This window comes from Sutcliffiella horikoshii, assembly GCF_044809035.1.
Lineage (GTDB): Bacteria > Bacillota > Bacilli > Bacillales > Bacillaceae_I > Sutcliffiella_A > Sutcliffiella_A horikoshii_G.
In genome coordinates this window covers 3,120,661-3,141,012 of sequence record NZ_CP085237.1, presented here as the reverse complement: position 1 = coordinate 3,141,012, position 20,352 = coordinate 3,120,661, and the positions used below count along the sequence as shown (strand labels likewise).

Below are 20,352 nucleotides of genomic sequence, written 5' to 3'. Positions count from 1 at the left end.
TTAGTTTATAGCCAGGAGTGATATAGATGGAAAAGTTGTTTTATCAAGACCCTTACATACAGACATTCACCACCACACTAATAAAGCAAATTCAAGACGAATTTGGAAAATGGTATGCCCTTTTAGAACAAACCGCATTTTACCCAGAAGGAGGCGGACAACCTTATGACATTGGAACATTGAACAATCAAAAGGTCATTGATGTCCAGGAAATCAACGGAGAAATCAGACATTACCTGGAGGACCCACTTCCCGAAACAACTGGTGAAATCAAAGGAACCATCGATTGGGAAAGACGATATGACCATATGCAGCAACATGCAGGGCAGCATCTTTTATCAGCAGCTTTTGAAGAGCTATTTTCCTATAAAACGAAAAGTTTTCACCTGGGCAAAGAAACATCCACCATTGACCTTGATATCAATGAATTGACAGAACAGGAATTTCTGGAAGCTGAAGCACTAGTTAATAAAATTATCCTTGAAAACCGCAAGATAGTGGCCAAGTGGGTCTCAAAGGATGCGCTATCAGATTACCCGTTAAGAAAAGAGCTGTCTGTTTCGGAAAATATCCGCTTAGTAATCATTCCGGACTTTGATTATAGCGGTTGTGGAGGAACACATCCTCGTACAACTGGAGGAGTAGCTTCCCTTAAAATCCTTTCGTTGGAAAAACAAAAGAAAATGATCCGCGTCACCTTTGTAGCGGGGAATCGAGTGTTAAAGCAGCTTCAAGAGAAACAACAGGTGCTTTCTGAACTATCCATATTACTGAATGCTCCTCAGAATGGAATGGCTGAAGCAGTTTCAAGAATGTTAGGGCAAAGTAAAGAACAGGCAAAAGAGTTAAAAGACACAAAAGATAAGCTTCTTGATTATGAAGCAATGGCACTTGCTTCCCAAATGGAATCAGTAGGAGGCCGAGCATTAATCTTGGCTGTGTTTCAAACTAGAGAGATGTCAGAGCTTCAGAGTATGGCCCGGAAAATAACCTCTGGTGCCGATGACATTAACGTGTTCCTATTTGCGGAAAATGCAGGAAAGGTGCAATTTGTTGGTGCAAAGGGGAGCAAATCTGACTTGAATATGAAGCTTATTGCGAAAGATGTCTTTCCGTTAATAAATGGAAAAGGAGGCGGCAGTGAAAGCTTTGTTCAAGGAGGGGGCGAAAGAATAATTACAGGGAATGAACTGCTCCAAGAAATAAAACGTATCCTATCAAATAATTAGAGGTTTAGATAGATTTCATGGCTGTGAGGTGACACAGGCTATGGAATCTATTTTTTTGTTTTTTAAAAGTGCGAAAAATTTCGAAAAATATGTTTATTAGCGTGGAGCATTAGGGAATAGAATGTACAAGGAGTAATTCCGCGCATACATAAGATACACAGGTAGTCAGGTCTTCTGAAGTTAGAATTTACAGAAAAATTATCAAATATGATTACTGAGCTTATTTGTGGTAGTTTTCCGTAATTGTTAACATAAAAGGGAGACGAAAAAAATGGACACTAAGGGGGATTTTGGAAATTGAAAAAAAGGGTATTGTTAGTCACGTTATTTTTGTTGTCCACCATTCTTGCAGCATGCGGTGGTAAAACAACAACAAGCGAAGGGTACGAATTAGTAAAGGAAGACAAGTTTATATTTGCTTCTTCAGGAGAATTTGCGCCATTTAGTGTTACAGACGGTTCCGGAAACATGACCGGTTTTGATATCGAAGTCGGGGAAGCTATTGCAGCTGAGCTTGGGTTGGAACCAGAGCAGGAAAAGTACACTTTTGCGAGTATTGTTGAAGGAGTAAAGAATGGCCGCTTTGATGCTGCGGTTGCGAGTCATACCATTACGGAAGAGAGATTAAAAGAAGTGGACTTCTCCACACCGTACTATTACTCTGGTGCCCAGATATTTGTGCGTCCTGACAGTGATATCCAAACCATGGAGGATCTAGAGGGAATGGAAATTGCCGTTTCCAGAGGATCCACCTATGCAGATTTAGTGGAGGGTGTATCTGATAATATCGTAAACTATGATAGCGACGTTGTAGCATTAGAGGCACTTAACAATGGCCGCCATGATGCAGTGGTAACTGATTTTGTAACCGGTCGTGAAGCAATCGGAGCCGGAATGAAACTGGAGGCACGCGAACTATTGGATCGCAGTGAACAGGCTGTGGCGGTAGCCAAAGGAAATGAAGCCTTACTGGAAGCGATTAATGAAGCGCTTGAAACATTACGTGAAAACGGAAAATTGAAAGAGATAAGTGAAAAGTACTTTGGTGAAGACATTACTTCAGACCCGGGTGAGTAATACCGAACTAGAATAATCAATCCTGTCTCTGAAATGTGTGGTGTTCACTCACCACACATTTTTTATCAGCTTTAACCACCACTAATAGCACACATCAGCATAAGGGAGTGAAGCAAAGTATGCCCAGTTTAGCACATTTTATTGATGTTTTTTTCAGTTCATACGACATGTTTTTAAGAGGGATGCTAAAAACCCTTCAAATTACAGCCATTTCAATTGTAATTGCACTTTTTGTCGGCTTATTTTTTGCCTTTCTTAAAATATCTAAGATTAAAGTACTTGAATGGATTGCGAATACTTACATATACCTAGTGCGGGGAACCCCGTTAATTGTTCAAATCTTTGTTTTCTACTATGGATTAGTACAGATGGGAATCACTGCATTCTGGTCCGTCACATTGGCTCTGGCCTTCCATAATGGTGCCTATATTGCGGAGATATTCCGTGGAACCATTCAATCGATTGACAAGGGACAAATGGAAGCAGGACGCTCTTTGGGTATGACCCGCAATCTGGCGATGAGAAGAATTATTTTGCCACAGGCGTTCAGAAGGGCACTGCCGCCACTTGGAAATCAGTTTATCATCTGTTTAAAGGATTCATCCTTAGCGGCATTCATCGGTTTCTACGAACTGTTCAATGTAGCGCAAACACAAGGTGCAAACAGCTTTGACTATATGACGTACTTGTTGGTAGTTTCTGTTTACTACTTATTCCTTGTAGGGTTGATTGGAATATTTGTTAATCTATTGGAACGTAAATTCTCAGCTAGTGATAGATAGGAGATAGGAGGTAGAGGTAATGAGTAATAAAATAGAAGTCGTAAATTTAAATAAATCGTTCGGAGATCTACATGTTTTAAAAGATATATCTTTGACAGTGAAAAATAAAGAAGTTGTCTGCCTGATTGGTGCCAGCGGATCCGGTAAAAGTACGATCCTGCGCTGCTTGAACTTTCTTGAAATGAAGGATAGCGGCACCGTGGTCATAGATGGCAAGGAAGTAGACGTAGAAAAAGACAATTTAAATAAAGTCCGTCAAAAAGTTGGCATGGTGTTTCAGCATTTTCATCTTTTCCCTCACAAAACCGTTTTAGAGAATGTTATGGAAGCTCCTGTCCAGGTTGAGAGGCTGAAAAAAGAGGAAGCAAGAAAAATTGCATCCGACCTTTTGGCAAAAGTAGGCTTGTCAGACAAAGAGAATGTTTATCCCGAAAAACTCTCGGGCGGGCAAAAGCAACGTGTGGCAATTGCCCGTGCGCTTGCCATGAGGCCTGAAGTGATGCTGTTTGACGAACCAACATCCGCCCTTGACCCCGAACTGGTGGGAGAAGTACTTAAAACAATGAAGGAACTTGCCGAAGAAGGAATGACCATGGTGGTCGTCACCCACGAAATGGGATTCGCACAAGAAGTCGCCGACCGTGTCATCTACATGCACGACGGCAAAATCGTCGAAGAAGGCCCACCACAGGACCTCTTTAAAAACCCAAAAAAACAACGAACAAAAGACTTCCTAGAAGCTGTTCTGTAACCAAAAACAGGGAGTTAAATGATTTCTAGCTGTTGATTGGAGCAAAAGGCGTAGACTCCTGCGGGTTAGTAGCGGCAATGTTGAGACCCCTGAAGCGTTGTGAGGAGGCTCAAGGCCGACCCGCGGAAAGCGAAGCCGTTTGCGGAAATCAACAGCTGCGTCTAAACAATAACCAAGAGAAAAAAGACCTACAACAACGGAATAACACTCCATTGCTTGTAGGTCTTCCCTTATTTCTTCTTAAAAACAAAAAACGCACCAAGCAAAATCAACAAAACAGGCCAAAAAGTATGTAAACTAGCAACACCCGTCTCTACCACACCAAGCATCTCCATAAACGAATCGTAAAAAAGAAAGAAACTGGCAAGAATACATAACAGAACTCCTTCAAACATCCCGCCCTTCGTCTTTTGCGAACGCAGGATAAAACCAATCCCGATAATCAAAATGATTACCGCGAAATGATCGGGCCAGGCATCAACTATGTCTTTTAACTGAAAATGCAAACCTATTCCCAGTAAAACAAAGCCAGGGAGAATGTTAGGATAATCACTCTGTTTATAAGCTTGTAACAAAAGTGCAATTCCTGTAATAACAAGGATAGTGGACCAGTGCAACATCCCTTCCCACAACAATATGTTTAATTGTTGTAACAGGAAATATGCACCAAAAAACAATAAAAGCAAACCTGGCAGAAAGCTATTTTTCTTCATATTTTCCTCCTTGAGATCGAGGCTGAAACCTTGATTCTACAATGAAATTCTGTTAATGTACAAGTTGGTGAATAAAAGAATTGTAATGTTTGTAATATATAACTAAGAGAAACCATGAAAACGGTGTATTTTCATGCAGCCTAATTACTTAATTGGAAACTATTTGTTCACATTTTAACAAAAGTATCTAGCATTAGTCATGTTATAATTTTAGTAGATGATATTATTTTTTGTGGGGGTGTACGAACAAGTGCATATCATAGTAGTCGGTGTTAATTATAAAACGGCCCCTGTTGAAATACGTGAAAAATTGACATTTAATCCAGCTGATCTGAATAAAGCAATGATAGCATTGAAGGACCAAAAGTCCATCTTGGAAAACATCATTGTTTCTACCTGCAACCGTACGGAAGTCTATGCAGTAGTCGATCAGTTGCATACTGGACGTTATTATATTAAAGCTTTCCTTGCAGACTGGTTCGGTTTAGACAAGGAAGAGTTTTCTCCTTACTTGAACATATATGAACATGACGGGGCAATCGAGCATTTGTACCGAGTGTCCTGTGGATTGGATTCCATGGTGCTTGGGGAAACGCAAATCCTAGGCCAAATCCGTACAAGTTTTCTTGCCGCACAAGAACATAAAACGGTCGGAACGATTTTCAATCAATTATTTAAACAAGCTATCACTTTAGCTAAGCGTGCACATTCCGAAACAGATATTGGATCTAATGCCGTTTCTGTCAGCTATGCAGCGGTGGAGCTTGCGAAAAAGATTTTCGGGGATTTAAAAAACAAGCATGTATTAATTTTAGGCGCAGGGAAAATGGGAGAACTCGCCGTCCAGAACCTTCACAGCAACGGGGTAGAAAAAGTCACGGTTATCAACCGTACGTTGGAAAAAGCAACAAACCTGGCGAATCGTTTCGCAGGCCAGGCAAAGTCTATGCAGGAGCTTTCCTGTGCGTTGGTAGAAGCGGATATTCTCATCTCTTCTACCGGTGCCAAAGATTATGTTTTGACTAAAGACGATATGACCTATGTCGAGCGTATGAGAAAAGGGCGTCCACTTTTCATGGTGGATATTGCCGTTCCAAGAGATTTGGATCCTGAATTGGATAAGCTAGAGAGCGTCTTCTTATACGATATTGATGATCTCGAGGGAATCGTCAATGCCAACTTGGCAGAACGCAAGAAAGCGGCAGAAGAGATTGAACTGTTCATAGAAGAGGAGATTGTGGAGTTTAAATACTGGTTGAACACACTTGGTGTGGTTCCGGTCATTTCCGCCTTACGTCAAAAAGCGCTGGATATTCAATCCGAAACGATGCAAAGTATCCAACGTAAACTGCCTCATCTTTCAGAGCGTGAAATCAAGGTCTTGAATAAGCACACGAAAAGCATCATTAACCAGATGTTGCGCGACCCGATTTTACGAGCGAAAGAACTTTCAGCCGAATCTGACGCAAAAGAATCTCTAGAACTGTTCACCAAAATCTTTAATATAGAAGAGGCGGTCCAGCAAGAAGTTCAAACACAGTACTATACTGTGAAAAAGGAGAAGAATTCTGCTTCTCCTGTAGGAATCCCGCTTCCTCAAGCTGCGACATACAGGTCGTAAGAGAGGCTGTTAACTATGCTAGAGATGACAATCGCAAGGCTGTACGAATTAACGATTCTTCTATATGCCTTAAGCGTGCTCTTATATTTCATTGATTTTCTTCAACATAACCAGAAGGCAAATAAAACAGCCTTCTGGTTACTTGCAATTGTATGGGTATTGCAAACGGTGTTCTTATTTTTGCGGATGCTTGATACCGGACGATTTCCCATTTTGACCCTTTATGAGGGAATGTACTTCTATACATGGGTGCTGATCACCTTTTCCCTTGTCATTAATAGAATCTTACGAGTAGATTTCATCGTATTTTTTACAAATGTAATAGGATTTCTGGTCTTGGCATTGCATACGTTCACACCGATACAGCATGAATCACAAGTGGTCGCGCAAGCGTTGGTATCTGAGTTGCTCATCATACATATCACAATGGCGATCCTGTCCTATGGTGCCTTTTCCCTTTCTTTCGCTTTTTCCTTGTTATATGTCATCCAATATCGGCTGTTAAAGGAGAAAAAGTGGGGCAAGCGGTTATTGCGCATTCAGGATTTGGCGAAACTTGATCATATGTCCTATGTATTGAATGTAATTGGAGTACCGATGTTATTGCTGTCGTTAATATTAGGAAGCATTTGGGCATCTGTGAAACTGTCCGAATTTCAATGGTATGACATGAAAGTGATCGGATCATTTATCGTCATTACCGCATACAGCTATTATTTTTATCAAAGACTTGCCAAAGGAATTAGCGGGAAGGCTATTGCGAGCTGGAATATCGCAGCGTTTCTTGTCGTCCTCATCAACTTTTTCCTGTTCGGTAGATTATCAAATTTTCATTTTTGGATCTTATAGGAATCCCATTGGTTTTGGGTAAGGAGGAAATATGAGAAAAATAATTGTAGGTTCTAGAAGAAGCAAGCTTGCTTTAACCCAAACGAACTGGGTCATTGATCAACTGAAGGCTTTAGGTGCGCCTTTCGATTTTGAAGTAAAGGAAATCGTAACGAAGGGAGATCAAATCCTGGATGTGACCTTATCTAAGGTTGGAGGGAAAGGTCTTTTTGTAAAAGAAATCGAGCAGGCGATGTTGGATAAGGAAATAGACATGGCTGTCCACAGCATGAAAGATATGCCTGCAGTTTTACCGGAAGGATTGACCATCGGATGCATTCCGTTCCGTGAAGATCACCGCGATGCGTTCATCTCCAAGGATCATGTGAAATTTGCTGATCTGCCGAGCGGATCGATTGTAGGAACAAGCAGCCTGCGCCGTGGTGCACAGCTTCTTGCAAAACGTCCGGACTTAGAAATTAAATGGATTCGCGGAAATATTGATACACGCCTTGCAAAGCTTCAAAACGAAGATTATGATGCGATTATTTTAGCCGCAGCAGGCCTTGCAAGAATGGGTTGGTCAAAAGATGTCGTGACAGAATTCCTTGATGAAGATCTATGCTTACCAGCTGTAGGGCAAGGAGCACTTTCCATTGAATGCCGTGAAGATGATGCAGAACTGCTTGAGACTCTATCATTATTCACAGATTCTGTTACACATAAAGCAGTCACAGCTGAACGTGCGTTTCTTCATAAAATGGAAGGCGGATGTCAGGTGCCGATTGCGGGATTTGCTTCTGTTGGACAGGATGACAATATCGCGTTAACCGTACTAGTAGGTGCACCAGACGGATCTGTTTTATATAAAGAGAGAATCACAGGAACAAATCCTGTGAAGGTCGGATTGGAAGCTGCGGAGAGTCTGACTGCACAAGGCGGAAAGACACTAATTGATAATGTGAAAAAGGAGCTGGATCAGTAATGGACCGTACTTTGCCTTTAGCCGATAAACGCATTCTTATTACAAGAAGCAAAGAGCAGGCAAGGTATTTTTCCAAACAGATCGCAGCACTCGGAGGGACCTCGCTTGAAGTCCCTCTTATTCAATTTCAGCAGGTTTCGGATACATGGCAAGTGAAGGTAGATATTAAGGCAAACATTTCACATTTTGAGTGGATTGTGTTTACAAGTGTAAATGGCGTGAAGTATTTTTTTGAACTCTATCAAGGTCACTTGCCAAACAAGATTGCAGTGGTCGGAGAAAAAACTAAGCTAGCAATGGAAGCGTTAGGCTATAAAGTGGACCTTGTGCCAAATCGTTTTTCGGCAGAAGATTTGATAGAGAGTTTTAATAAAGAGAAAAGAAGTTCGGTACTGCTCATACAGGGCAACCTTGCCCGGCCCCTTTTGCGTGAAGAACTAAGTAGAATAGGGTACAATGTTAAGCAGATAGTCGTATATGAAAACGTGATTCGAGTGCCTGATGAGAAGGAATGGAATCTGGTAAAAGAGGGAAAGGTGGACCTATACACTTTTACGAGCCCCTCTACCGTACATAACTTCATGGAACTATTCGGACTGCCTGAAGGTCCGGTCGCAACCATCGGTCCGATTACAAAACATGCTGCAGAAAAAGCAGGAATCAACGTGGCAATCAGTCCATCCTTATATACGATGGACGGTCTGCTAGAAGAAATTGTGCAATATTTCAAAAGGGAGGATACATAATATGAAAGACTTGCAATTTAATCGTCATCGAAGATTAAGAAATTCAGATAACATGCGCTCACTGGTGCGTGAAACATATTTACATAAGGAAGACTTCATCTACCCGATCTTTGTGGTAGAAGGGGAAAATATCCGAAATGAAGTACCTTCCATGCCAGGTGTCTATCATTTGTCCTTGGATCTGTTGAATGCTGAAATGGCCGAAGTTACGGACCTGGGCATTAAATCAGTGATTGTGTTCGGTGTGCCAAAAGAAAAAGATGAAGTGGGTACGCAAGCGTATCATGAGCATGGGATTGTCCAACAGGCGATCACTCAGATCAAAGTTCACTTCCCAGAACTTGTGGTCATTGCAGACACTTGCCTATGCCAATATACGTCTCATGGACATTGCGGCATTGTGGAAGAAGGACGGATTTTAAATGACCCGACATTAGACTTATTGGCGCGCACAGCTGTAAGCCAAGCGCGTGCAGGGGCAGACATTATTGCACCTTCTAACATGATGGATGGATTTGTGGCTGCAATCCGCGCAGGGTTGGATGAGAACGGCTTTGAAGATGTTCCAATCATGTCCTATGCCGTCAAATACTCCTCTGCGTTCTACGGACCTTTCCGTGATGCAGCACACAGCTCTCCTCAATTCGGAGACAGAAAAACGTATCAAATGGACCCGGCGAACCGCCAAGAAGCACTTCGTGAAGCAGAGTCTGACATGCTTGAAGGAGCGGACTTCCTGATCGTGAAACCTGCCATGGCATACTTAGATATCATCCGTGATGTGAAAAACAACTTCAATGTACCGGTTGTTGCCTACAATGTGAGCGGAGAATACTCCATGATCAAAGCGGCAGCCATGAACGGATGGATCAACGAACGTGAAATCGTCATGGAAAAACTAATCGGCATGAAGCGTGCCGGTGTTGACTTGATCATCACCTACTACGCAAAAGACGTAGCACGATGGTTGGATGAGAAGTAAGGTGGATGCCTGTAACAAAAATCCATTTCAGATAAAAGAAAGGATGATAGAAGAATGAGAAGTTATGAAAAGTCTAAAGAAGCTTTTGCGGAAGCGTCCAAATTAATGCCAGGCGGCGTCAACAGCCCAGTACGTGCCTTTAAATCAGTAGACATGGACCCAATCTTCATGGAGAGAGGAAAAGGCTCCAAAATCTACGATGTGGACGGGAACGAATACATAGATTATGTCCTTTCTTGGGGACCACTGATTCACGGACATTCCAATGACCGCGTAGTGGAAGCAATCAAAAAAGTAACAGAATCAGGGACAAGCTTTGGTGCACCGACACTTATTGAAAATGAACTTGCTAAGCTTGTGATCGAAAGAGTACCTTCCATCGAAGTAGTACGTATGGTAAGCTCCGGAACGGAAGCAACAATGAGCGCCCTTCGTCTTGCGCGTGGGTACACTGGACGCAACAAAATCATCAAGTTCGAAGGCTGTTACCATGGCCATGGGGATTCCTTGTTGATTAAAGCCGGTTCTGGAGTCGCTACACTTGGTTTGCCAGACAGCCCAGGTGTTCCAGAGGGTGTCGCGCAAAACACGATTACCGTGCCATACAATGACTTGGAGAGCATCCGTTACGCATTCAAAGAATTTGGTGACGATATCGCCGGTGTCATTGTCGAGCCTGTTGCAGGTAACATGGGAGTTGTTCCTCCACAACCAGGATTCTTGGAAGGCTTGCGTGAGGTGACAACGGAATATGGCGCAATACTAATCTTTGATGAGGTAATGACAGGTTTCCGTGTGGATTACCATTGTGCACAAGGATATTACGGCGTAACACCTGACTTAACATGTCTTGGAAAAGTAATCGGCGGTGGACTGCCTGTTGGTGCATATGGCGGTAAAGCAGAGATCATGGCTCAGATTGCTCCAAGCGGTCCGATTTATCAAGCCGGTACCTTATCTGGGAACCCGCTTGCAATGACAGCTGGATATGAAACACTCGCTCAATTGACACCTGAAACGTATAAAGAGTTCGGCAAGAAAGCGGATCGCCTAGAAGAGGGGATTGTCGCTCTTGGGGAGAAATACGATGTGCCTGTATCTGTAAATCGCGCAGGTTCCATGATTGGCTTCTTCTTTAATAGTGAGGAAGTCGTTAACTATGATGTGGCAAAGTCTTCGGATTTAGGTTATTTCGCGAAGTTCTTCCGTGAGATGGCAAACAATGGCGTGTTCTTACCGCCATCCCAGTTTGAAGGCCTGTTCTTGTCCACTGCTCATACAGATGAGGACATTGAAAAGACATTAGAAGCGATTGAAAAATCGTTTGCGGCGATTAAAGGTTAATTATTGATTTACTTGTTTAAGTGAAACCCGCTCTGGTGCATGTGAATGCATTGGAGCGGGTTTTTTTGGTTTTTCCCAACCACCACCAACATACCAGAAAAACAAAACAACCTAACATCAAACCACACCAAAAATCATACAATCTACTAACGACCTCAAATTTCCATGCACCCTTCGACGCACAGCTCAAATCTCCTGCCGGGGTCTGACCCCCCTCCTTAAATTTTCTAACTTTCATTCATATTCTCCAAAATCTCAACATACATCTTTATTGATATAGTAAATTTTTGATAGGTGTGAAAGGAGGAACCCCTTTGTCTTCAGAACAGCAATCGTGCTTGAGGTTTTCAGTTGAGGAATCGATATGGTTTCAAAAGGGACAGGAAGTATCTGAGCTTATCTCCATTGCGTTAGATCCTGATATACAAATTTATGAGCAGGACCAATATGTTTCCATACGTGGAGCTTTATTATTAACGGGGGAATATCAAGTGAATGCAGAGGGCGACGATGAGGAGGAGTATCTGCCTCAAGCCCGTGTGGTACAGGAAGTGGAGCAGCGAGAGGACGGCGTCTGCGCGTTGAACCATCGCTTTCCGGTAGATATTACAATACCGAAAAACAGGATTCAGAGTTTGGACGATATTTATGTGGCGATTGAGTCATTCGATTACAGTGTCCCAACTCGAGGCTGCCTGCAATTGGATGCGGAGTTGTCCATCTCTGGTATTTACGGCCACCAACAGAGCGCTCCTGCCTGGGAAGAGGAAGAGCAGAGTGTAGAACAAGCGTATCAATATGAAGTGGAACCGAACCGCGACCATGAAGAAGCATATGCTTCACAAAATCAAGCTCCGCAATACGAGCAAGAAGCAAATGTTGAAGAAACGGCTGAAGAGGAGGAAGCATTCGAATACGAACCGATGTATCGAAGTGAAAACTCAGATAATGAATATGAGGAAGATACCTACCAGTACTATACAGAGGACGATGAAGACGAAGAAGAAGAGATCCTCAATCAAGATGAGATTGATAGAAATATGCAATACAATTACGATGAGGATGGCGAGTATGCCCCGTTTGAAGTGGAGGCAAGAAAAGCTCCTGCGGTAGAGGAAGAAGCGCCATATAATCCTGCAGACTATATTTATCAGACTAAGGCGGAGGATGCGTATGCTCCACTACATTCTTTGCACGCAGGAACCCACCATCAGAACGAGGAAGAAGCATCCAATGTCGTTTCCTTCTTTGATAAGAGGAAGGGTCAACAGGCTACCGCACCATCACAGCAATATGACCATGATGGTTATTCCGATGAGCCGCGAGATGAAAATGATTTATCGTTGACCAAGATTTTTGCAGATGAAGGCGGGGAAGATTTCACCAAACTAAAAATTTGCATTGTCCAGCAAGGGGAGTCCATGGATCATATTGCTGAGCGATATGATGTATCCATTCAACAGTTAATAAGGGTCAATAGGCTTTCTACAGATGACCATGTTAATGAAGGGCAATTGTTGTATATTCCGGTAAAGGCTTCCTCTAAGAGTCAATAACCGGCTTTGGAGGAATGTGAGGAAGGGGCGACCTTTCTCACTTCTTTTTTACCCGAAAATACCAGAGGAAGTGAGTTTTCGCGATGCAGACAAATGAGCAAAGCGTTGAAGAGATAGTATATCAATATGGCATCAACCCTGAATATGTGGAACCGCATGCCGGGGTTTGGAGAGTTGCAACGAATAAAGGGGCTTTTGCCTTGAAAAAAATTAAGAAAGAGCAGGCCTATCCTTTGTTTCGCAATATTCATTCCCTGTTTCAACGTGGAATCAAGACGGTTGTTCCTATCTATCAAACAAGGCAAGGGTACTACTTTATTGAGAGTTACTCGGATGCATATTACCTGATGCCTTGGATTGAGGACAATGAAGAACGGGAACTGGATTTCAAGGACAGCTTAATGTTCAAAGAGCTTGCCAAGCTCCATAGCATGACGGTACAAGAAAAGGAGTATCCGGAAGAAGAGATAACAGCTTTCTATAATCGGATATCTGAGGAGTGGACGAAAGAGCAGGAGGGCCTGGAGAAGTTTGTGGATGTATGTGAAAAGAGATTATATATGTCACCATTTGAACTTCAGGTATGCACATACGCTCATGAAATTTCACTTGCTCAGAAATTTTCGCTGCAAAAGCTGGAGAACTGGCAGGAGGCTGTAAAAGAAACGAAGAAACATCGTGTGGCCATGACACATGGAAGAGTGTCGTTTCACCATTTTGTAAAAGATACAGAGGGCAGGGGCTATTTTATAAGCTGGGAAAGAGCAAAGCAAGCGGCGCCAGCAAACGATATTATCTCTTTTTATCAACGGTATTTACGGACCTATCCTCTTTTCTGCGATGACTGTATTGACTGGTTCTATGAGTATCAAAAGGGATTCAGTCTGCAAGAATATGAAAAAGATCTTACACTAAGTTATCTTTCGCACCCTGCTTCGTTCATGCAGGCGGTCGAACAGTTCCAACAGCCTCCAAACCCAAACCAAAGGCGAACGCATTCGGAACGGGAATTGGTGAAAAAAATTCAAGGAAGCTACTGGCAAGCCAAAAATATTGAGTATGTAGCAGGCAGGATCAATCAGATTGAAGAGCAAAATAAAAACAAAGAGGCCCAAACCAGTTAAGCTGGGATGGGTTTTTTACATATAAATTAGTATGTATGAATCTAGGTTTTGAATTTAATTTTGTAAAGTTTTGAAGTATAAAGAATTTAAGGGATAACTTTACAGAAAATACAGTAAATTCATGGTAATATATTCTTAAAGTAGGTTGATTGGAGTAGGGGGTAAAAATTTGAATAAACTATTATACTCAAAAAAGAAAATGTCAGAAATTGTGGGCTGGTCGGAAGCGAATGGTCGAAGGTGGGTAAAACATTTTAAGGAGTATATTCCTGAAGAATTAACTGGTACTAGAGTTATGTACAATTCTGAATCATTAAGAATTATGAAGCTTTTAAAAAGGCTGAATGAAGCTGGGTTAAACACGGCGGAGATAAAACTTCTTTTCTCTAATGAAGGAATACCAAAGAACAAAAAAGAAGAAAAGATTTTGTTTGATATGTTTGATTCCGGTAATTCAAATAAGAATATTAAAGAATCCATTCCTTCTATTAAGGATATGATGATTCCCTATTTACATATGATTAAGGACGGAAAAGCCTACCCAGCAAGTGAAATTACAGAAAAACTAGTAGATCACTTTCGATTAACGGATGAACAACAAGTAATGAAGTATGAGAATACATCTGATATCATCTTTTTATCTAGGGTTCGAAGTGTTAGGTACAGTTTAAAAAAGGAAAACTATATTGAAGAAGTAAATAAACTTACCTATCAAATTACCTCTGAGGGTCTTGAATTATTAACTGAAAATATGAATGAAATTGAAGAAGAAATAGAAGAACTTGAAAAGGTTATTGACCCCCTTACTGTAGTGAAAGAAAAATTGGATGAACTCAAACAGGAATTAGCGGAAACATTATTAAAACAACTCCGCAACGTACATTGGATTAAGTTTGAAGATATTGTAATTGAGTTGTTAACAGTTATGGGATACGGTGATGGAAAAGTTACACAACGAACAAATGATGAGGGATTGGACGGGGTTATTAAAGAAGATAAGTTGGGTCTTGATAATATTTATGTCCAAGCAAAAAGATATGGAGCTACTAATTCAGTTGGCAGGGACGTTGTACAAAGTTTTTCAGGGGCATTAGACGGCAAGGGTGCTAGGAAAGGAGTGTTCATCACCACTTCTTACTTTACAGATAATGCAAAGCAATATGCAGAACGCTTAGAAGCAAAAAAGATAATTTTAATTGACGGAAAACAATTAGCAAAACTAATGATTGATCACAATGTTGGTGTAGATATTAGTGAAACGTTTGTTATAAAAAGTATTGATTTTGATTATTTTAAAGATCAATAAATGATTTTCAAACATAATCAATTGGTCGTGTTTACCGTTAATTAGAAATATGAAATCCAAAATGGAGACGTAGTAATACTGTTGATTGTAGTGGAAGGCGCGCAGACTCTTACGGGAGGAAGGCAGAAGGGAGACCCCACAGCGAAGCGAGGAGGCTCCCGGACCGCCCGTGGAAAGCGAAGCGCCTGAAACGAAAATCAACAGATGAGTGTAACAACAAATAATAACTTGGCGTTTATTAAATCATTTATTCACAGCCTTTTGCAACAACGTCTCCGTCAGCACGGACAAACTTACAGCCGATTGATTGATTTCCTTAAATGAATTTACAATGATATCAAGATCGGCTTTATTTTTATGGAAGCGGTTGAGATAGTTGTCCATCTCCATTTTCACAGTAACAATGCCGCCCTTCACTTGTACGATATTCTGTTGAGATTGTGCGGTCACTTTGTGCATGGAGGACATCATGCTCGTTACATTGGTGATCTGCTGGTCACTCTTATCAATAAGCACTTTGATTTTACTGCTAAGATCCTTTGAACTTTCTGCAAGCTTACGTACCTCGCTGGCAACTACTGCGAACCCGCGGCCTTCATCACCGGCACGTGCGGCCTCGATTGAAGCGTTCAAAGCAAGAAGGTTCGTCTGATCGGCAATGTTATCAATACCTTGAGTCATGGTAATGATCTCTTCAGAAACAGATTTCAACGTATGCATCTCTTCTAGTGATTGGCTGACTTCCTTCATGACCTTTTCAAAATTACCTACCATCTTTTCCATCTGCATTTCATTGTCATTAGTCAAATGCAAAAGGTTCTGACTGCTTTTTTGGGTAAGGTCTGTATCCTTCAAGACCTCTTCTGCTTTCATTGTGACCGTCTGGATGGTCTCTTCCGTCTCTGTCACCGTGCCAGCAACTTCCTCACTGATCTTTGTTAGCTCCCCCTGCAGAGTACGATTGGCTTCATTTGCCTGCTCTAGCAGATCGATTCGCACATGAATGTATTCTTCCACCACGAGCTGGGAGTCAAGATTAATGATATGAGTCAATGCAGTCAAGGTTGTTACCAGATCCTTAGGGGAATCTTGAAAAAGTTCGACCACTTTAGGAAGCAAAAGAGTCTGCATAGCGGAATAGGTTGCTAAAAACCAGGTAACCGGTAGATGGACACCATTATGGGTTTGTCCGATTCTCTTTCGCATTTTGAAAAATTCCTCATCGAGTTTTCCGCTCAATAAGCTTTGGAAATACTGCACAAATACTGCCCTTAACCTCTCCTTGCTCGAATTGCTCGTGGCAACACGCTTCATCGGAGGCTGATTATATAGATGTTCCAGAACTTTTTCGAGGACTTCATCCAGTAGTTCGAAAACCACCGGCTTGGCGTTTTGTAAAGCCTGCAGGTGCTCTTTGGTAAATCCCATATAAAATAGGCGGCTTGCCAGATCCGCATCCTTTGCATGGCTGATGACAGCCTGTCTATCCGGAAACTGCATGTCAGCAGTATAAGGAACCTTTTTTGGTTTTTGCATAAATGAAATCATGGACGTCTCCTTCTAAAGTCGAAATTGGTAGAAAATTCTTATCTTTATGTAGTATTATGGATGATTTTTAGGAAATATGCTATAGGAAATGTGTCGAAGAACGAAATAAAACTGCCCCCCCAAAAAAAGAGGCAGTCATTCAGGTTGCCTAGATCCATTCCAAATGAAAGCAAATGGCAACCACGATACAGATGGCAAGAATCAGAACGTCAAAGGTTGTGGGAAGGAAGATGGTCCGTATTCCTTGAAATACACAAATAGGAATGATAAATTGCGCGCATACACCTCGAACCTGTCTTAACCACGGCGGCAAGGAATAAGGGTTGTATTTTCGCATAAGGTACCTCCTTAAGCACACTTTTCTCGAAGTATATATACCTAACATATGATAGGGTGCAGAAAATAGTGCCCATTTTGGAACAATTATTTGATTTTGTGCATAACTTAATAAAAAATTGGAGAAGCTTATTGACTATTAGCATATCCTTTATGTAACATAGTAAGGTAATAAGATAACGATCAAATACAGTGACAGGGAAGAGTACAATTGCAGACCCCTTTAGAGAGGGAAACCATCAGCTGAAAGGTTTCTCAGGAAAGTCGGATTGGAAGGTCGCCCTCGAGTAGTTTCAGCGAACGCAATGCGTCCAGTAGTTGAAACCGGTGGAGAGCCGTTAACAGATTTGAGTGTACAGGGGAAAGTATATCTTTTTCACCCTGTAAAAAAAGGTGGTACCGCGAAACTTAACTCCTTTCGTCCTTTTATTTGGATGAAGGGAGTTTTTTATTTTGTAACAAATAGGAGGAGAAAAAGGATGGAAATGAATGAAGTAAACCTTCCGACCAAATACGATCCACAAACGATTGAAAAAAACCGATATCAATACTGGCTGGACGGTCGCTTTTTTGAAGCGACTAACGACCAGGAAAAAACACCATACACCATCGTTATCCCGCCGCCAAACGTAACAGGCCGCTTGCACTTGGGGCACGCATGGGACACGACCCTGCAAGACATCATCACACGCATGAAACGCATGCAGGGCTTTGATGTACTTTGGTTACCTGGAATGGACCACGCGGGAATCGCGACACAAGCGAAAGTAGACGAAAAGCTTCGCAACCAGGGAATCAACCGCTATGACCTTGGCCGTGAAAAGTTCATGGAAGAAGCGTGGAAATGGAAAGATGAATACGCGCAACATATCCGCCAACAATGGTCCAAGCTAGGACTTGGCCTTGATTACAGCCGCGAGCGCTTTACATTGGATGAAGGGCTTTCCAAAGCGGTTAACGAAGTGTTCGTATCGCTTTATAAGAAAGGGCTAATCTACCGCGGTGAGTACATCATCAACTGGGATCCTGCTACTAAAACGGCTCTTTCTGATATCGAGGTAATTCACCAAGATGTTCAAGGTGCTTTCTATCACATGAGATACCCTCTGACAGATGGTTCCGGTTCCATTGAAATCGCGACTACTCGTCCGGAAACGATGCTTGGAGATTCTGCGGTTGCGGTTCATCCTGAAGATGAGCGCTACAAGCACTTGATTGGAAAAATGGTAACATTACCTATCACAGGACGTGAGATTCCGATCGTTGCCGATGACTACGTAGACATGGAATTCGGTTCCGGTGCAGTTAAAATCACTCCTGCTCACGACCCGAATGACTTTGAAATCGGGAACCGCCATAACCTGGAGCGTATCCTAGTAATGCACGAAGATGGCAGTATGAACGAGAAAGCCGGTAAATACAATGGCATGGATCGTTTCGAATGCCGCAAGCAGCTTGTAAAAGACTTGCAGGAAAGTGGTGTTCTTTTCAAAATTGAAGAGCACATGCATTCCGTTGGTCACAGTGAGCGTAGCGGAGCAGTTGTTGAGCCATACCTTTCTACACAATGGTTTGTTAAAATGCAGCCGCTTGCTGACAAAGCGATTGACCTTCAGTCTCAAGAAGACAAGGTTAACTTTGTACCGAACCGCTTTGAGAACACATACATGCGCTGGATGGAAAATATCCGTGACTGGTGTATTTCCCGTCAATTATGGTGGGGCCATCGAATTCCGGCTTGGTATAACAAAGAAACAGGCGAAATCCATGTGGACCATAATCCACCGGAAGATATCGAAAATTGGGAGCAAGATACGGACGTTCTTGATACATGGTTCAGTTCCGCGTTATGGCCATTCTCCACAATGGGCTGGCCTGAAACAGAATCACTGGACTATCAACGTTTCTACCCAACAAGTACCTTAGTAACGGGTTATGATATCATCTTTTTCTGGGTTTCCCGCATGATTTTCCAAGGACTTGAATTCACAGGTGAGCGACCATTTAAAGATGTTCTGATTCATGGACTTGTACGTGATGAGGAAGGCCGCAAGATGAGTAAGTCCCTTGGAAACGGTGTGGATCCAATGGATGTTATTGAAAAGTACGGAGCGGATTCCCTGCGTTACTTCCTATCTACTGGAAGCTCTCCAGGTCAGGACCTGCGCTTCAGCTATGAAAAAGTAGAGTCTACTTGGAATTTTGCGAACAAGATTTGGAACGCATCCCGTTTTGCCTTGATGAACATGGGCGACATGAAGTTTGAGGATATCGACTTGAGCGGCGAGAAGTCCGTAGCAGACAAGTGGATCCTTACTCGTTTAAACGAAACAATCGAGACCGTAACAAAGCTTGCAGAGAAATATGAGTTCGGTGAAGTGGGCCGTGCCCTTTACAACTTCATCTGGGATGATTTCTGTGACTGGTATATCGAAATGGCGAAAATTCCATTGTACAGCGAAGATGAAGCGGCGAAAAAGACAACACGCTCTATTTTGGCTTACGTATTGGATAACACAATGCGCTTGTTGCATCCGTTCATGCCATTCATCACAGAGGAAATCTGGCAGCAGCTTCCTCACGAAGGCGAGTCCATTACGGTTGCAAAATGGCCGGAAGTTCGCGATGAGTTGACAGACAAGGAAGCGGCGGCAGATATGCGTTTACTTGTGGACATCATCCGCAGCGTACGTAACGTTCGTGCCGAAGTGAACACACCAATGAGCAAGCAGGTTAAATTGCTTGTTAAAGCGAAAACTTCTGAAATTGCCGGGAAGCTTGAAAGCAACCGTTCTTACCTAGAGCGTTTCTGTAATCCAAGTGAGTTGTTGATTGGAACAGATGTTGCGTTAGACGGTGGCGAAAAGGCAATGACAGCAGTCGTGACTGGCGCGGAATTGATCCTTCCTCTTTTAGGATTGATTAATATTGACGAAGAAATCGCCCGTCTGAACAAGGAACTTGCAAAACTTGATAAAGAAGTAGAGCGCGTGCAGAAGAAGCTTTCTAACCAAGGTTTCATCGCGAAAGCCCCAGCAAATGTCATTGAAGAAGAAAAAGCAAAAGAGCAAGACTATGTAGAAAAGCGTGATGCCGTTCAAGCTCGTATTGATGAGTTGAAGGGATAATAGCTTTTTGTAAAATAAGATCCTAGGTAGATGTCCTTTTTAGAGGGGATGTCTGTCTGGGATTTTTTTATTTTTTGGATATGTCGGTGGGTGTGTCGAAATGTGTTGAAAGGTCCAAGGTGGCTTGGAAATGGTAGGAGGTCTCTCTTTAAGTGTAGAAGGTTTTGCCAAAACGGTAGAAGCTGCTCCGGGAAATGTAGAAGGTCATCGGGGAAAGGTAGAACCTCCAATCTCAAACATATAATCTCAATCAAAAACGCTTCGGCGACCCCAAGAGAGGTAACCGAAGCGTCAAT

General features: G+C 42.3%; 17 protein-coding genes and 1 other annotated feature. Of the genes, 14 read left to right on the top strand and 3 right to left on the bottom strand.

Going from position 1 to position 20,352, the window contains the following annotated elements:
• Positions 1-26: 26 nt before the first annotated feature.
• The 4 genes from LG307_RS16440 to LG307_RS16425 all read left to right on the top strand — a co-directional run bounded on the left by LG307_RS16440 (position 27) and on the right by LG307_RS16425 (position 3,839).
• Complete coding sequence (locus LG307_RS16440) at positions 27-1,229, top strand: DHHA1 domain-containing protein (protein WP_404444187.1); 1,203 nt, start codon at positions 27-29, stop codon at positions 1,227-1,229.
• Positions 1,230-1,526: 297 nt separating this feature from the next.
• Positions 1,527-2,306: a transporter substrate-binding domain-containing protein gene (locus LG307_RS16435; protein WP_404444185.1), complete on the top strand. Its 780-nt coding sequence runs from the start codon at positions 1,527-1,529 to the stop codon at positions 2,304-2,306.
• Between the two features lie 119 nt (positions 2,307-2,425).
• Positions 2,426-3,088 carry an amino acid ABC transporter permease gene (locus LG307_RS16430; RefSeq protein ID WP_088019031.1) on the top strand — a complete coding sequence of 221 codons (663 nt, stop codon included), beginning with the start codon at positions 2,426-2,428 and terminating at the stop codon, positions 3,086-3,088.
• Between the two features lie 19 nt (positions 3,089-3,107).
• Positions 3,108-3,839 carry an amino acid ABC transporter ATP-binding protein gene (locus LG307_RS16425; RefSeq protein ID WP_404444182.1) on the top strand — a complete coding sequence of 244 codons (732 nt, stop codon included), beginning with the start codon at positions 3,108-3,110 and terminating at the stop codon, positions 3,837-3,839.
• A gap of 230 nt (positions 3,840-4,069) precedes the next feature.
• Here the strand turns inward: LG307_RS16425 and LG307_RS16420 are convergent, their stop codons facing one another.
• Positions 4,070-4,552, bottom strand: a complete 483-nt coding sequence (locus tag LG307_RS16420; protein ID WP_404444179.1) for a LiaF transmembrane domain-containing protein — start codon at positions 4,550-4,552, stop codon at positions 4,070-4,072.
• Positions 4,553-4,802: 250 nt separating this feature from the next.
• Between LG307_RS16420 and hemA the strand changes: the two genes are divergently transcribed.
• The 9 genes from hemA to LG307_RS16375 all read left to right on the top strand — a co-directional run bounded on the left by hemA (position 4,803) and on the right by LG307_RS16375 (position 15,044).
• The gene (gene hemA, locus LG307_RS16415) at positions 4,803-6,173 is read left to right on the top strand and encodes a glutamyl-tRNA reductase (protein ID WP_404444176.1); all 1,371 of its coding nucleotides are present in this window, start codon (positions 4,803-4,805) and stop codon (positions 6,171-6,173) included.
• Positions 6,174-6,188: 15 nt separating this feature from the next.
• Positions 6,189-7,022, top strand: coding sequence for an inner membrane protein YpjD (locus tag LG307_RS16410; protein ID WP_010195815.1), 834 nt, complete (start codon positions 6,189-6,191; stop codon positions 7,020-7,022).
• 31 nt (positions 7,023-7,053) lie between these two features.
• Positions 7,054-7,986 carry a hydroxymethylbilane synthase gene (hemC, locus tag LG307_RS16405; RefSeq protein WP_404444173.1) on the top strand — a complete coding sequence of 311 codons (933 nt, stop codon included), beginning with the start codon at positions 7,054-7,056 and terminating at the stop codon, positions 7,984-7,986.
• Entirely contained in the window at positions 7,986-8,732 is a 747-nt protein-coding gene (locus tag LG307_RS16400) for a uroporphyrinogen-III synthase (RefSeq protein ID WP_404444170.1), read from the top strand. The genes hemC and LG307_RS16400 overlap by 1 nt, the downstream gene beginning before the upstream one ends.
• Before the next feature lies 1 nt (position 8,733).
• A complete protein-coding gene (gene hemB / locus LG307_RS16395) occupies positions 8,734-9,714 on the top strand; it encodes a porphobilinogen synthase (protein ID WP_404444167.1) in 981 nt (326 codons plus the stop codon).
• 54 nt (positions 9,715-9,768) lie between these two features.
• Entirely contained in the window at positions 9,769-11,058 is a 1,290-nt protein-coding gene (hemL, locus tag LG307_RS16390) for a glutamate-1-semialdehyde 2,1-aminomutase (RefSeq protein WP_404444164.1), read from the top strand.
• A gap of 314 nt (positions 11,059-11,372) precedes the next feature.
• Positions 11,373-12,614, top strand: a complete 1,242-nt coding sequence (gene spoVID, locus LG307_RS16385) for a stage VI sporulation protein D (protein ID WP_404444162.1) — start codon at positions 11,373-11,375, stop codon at positions 12,612-12,614.
• An 83-nt stretch (positions 12,615-12,697) separates the two neighbouring features.
• A complete protein-coding gene (gene ysxE / locus LG307_RS16380; RefSeq protein ID WP_404444159.1) occupies positions 12,698-13,738 on the top strand; it encodes a spore coat protein YsxE in 1,041 nt (346 codons plus the stop codon).
• A gap of 169 nt (positions 13,739-13,907) precedes the next feature.
• A complete protein-coding gene (locus tag LG307_RS16375; RefSeq protein ID WP_404444156.1) occupies positions 13,908-15,044 on the top strand; it encodes a restriction endonuclease in 1,137 nt (378 codons plus the stop codon).
• 243 nt (positions 15,045-15,287) lie between these two features.
• Here LG307_RS16375 and LG307_RS16370 read toward each other — a convergent pair whose 3' ends face one another.
• Positions 15,288-16,592 (bottom strand): protoglobin domain-containing protein, encoded by a 1,305-nt coding sequence (locus LG307_RS16370; protein WP_404444153.1) that lies wholly within the window; start codon positions 16,590-16,592, stop codon positions 15,288-15,290.
• A gap of 148 nt (positions 16,593-16,740) precedes the next feature.
• On the bottom strand, positions 16,741-16,929 hold the full coding sequence (locus LG307_RS16365; RefSeq protein WP_010195840.1) for a hypothetical protein: 189 nt from the start codon (positions 16,927-16,929) through the stop codon (positions 16,741-16,743).
• A 182-nt stretch (positions 16,930-17,111) separates the two neighbouring features.
• Positions 17,112-17,357: a binding site (T-box leader), on the top strand.
• 50 nt (positions 17,358-17,407) lie between these two features.
• Here LG307_RS16365 and LG307_RS16360 point away from each other — a divergent pair.
• Positions 17,408-20,056, top strand: coding sequence for a valine--tRNA ligase (locus LG307_RS16360; protein ID WP_404444150.1), 2,649 nt, complete (start codon positions 17,408-17,410; stop codon positions 20,054-20,056).
• Positions 20,057-20,352: the final 296 nt, after the last annotated feature.

Coding starts and splice junctions, on each gene's coding strand:
- LG307_RS16430 (WP_088019031.1), top strand. CDS start 2,426: ATGCCCAGTTTAGCACATTTTATTGATGTTTTTTTCAGTTCATACGAC.
- LG307_RS16365 (WP_010195840.1), bottom strand. CDS start 16,929: ATGCGAAAATACAACCCTTATTCCTTGCCGCCGTGGTTAAGACAGGTT.
- LG307_RS16420 (WP_404444179.1), bottom strand. CDS start 4,552: ATGAAGAAAAATAGCTTTCTGCCAGGTTTGCTTTTATTGTTTTTTGGT.
- LG307_RS16400 (WP_404444170.1), top strand. CDS start 7,986: ATGGACCGTACTTTGCCTTTAGCCGATAAACGCATTCTTATTACAAGA.
- hemB (WP_404444167.1), top strand. CDS start 8,734: ATGAAAGACTTGCAATTTAATCGTCATCGAAGATTAAGAAATTCAGAT.
- hemL (WP_404444164.1), top strand. CDS start 9,769: ATGAGAAGTTATGAAAAGTCTAAAGAAGCTTTTGCGGAAGCGTCCAAA.
- LG307_RS16410 (WP_010195815.1), top strand. CDS start 6,189: ATGCTAGAGATGACAATCGCAAGGCTGTACGAATTAACGATTCTTCTA.
- ysxE (WP_404444159.1), top strand. CDS start 12,698: ATGCAGACAAATGAGCAAAGCGTTGAAGAGATAGTATATCAATATGGC.
- hemC (WP_404444173.1), top strand. CDS start 7,054: ATGAGAAAAATAATTGTAGGTTCTAGAAGAAGCAAGCTTGCTTTAACC.
- LG307_RS16360 (WP_404444150.1), top strand. CDS start 17,408: ATGGAAATGAATGAAGTAAACCTTCCGACCAAATACGATCCACAAACG.
- LG307_RS16440 (WP_404444187.1), top strand. CDS start 27: ATGGAAAAGTTGTTTTATCAAGACCCTTACATACAGACATTCACCACC.
- LG307_RS16425 (WP_404444182.1), top strand. CDS start 3,108: ATGAGTAATAAAATAGAAGTCGTAAATTTAAATAAATCGTTCGGAGAT.
- LG307_RS16370 (WP_404444153.1), bottom strand. CDS start 16,592: ATGATTTCATTTATGCAAAAACCAAAAAAGGTTCCTTATACTGCTGAC.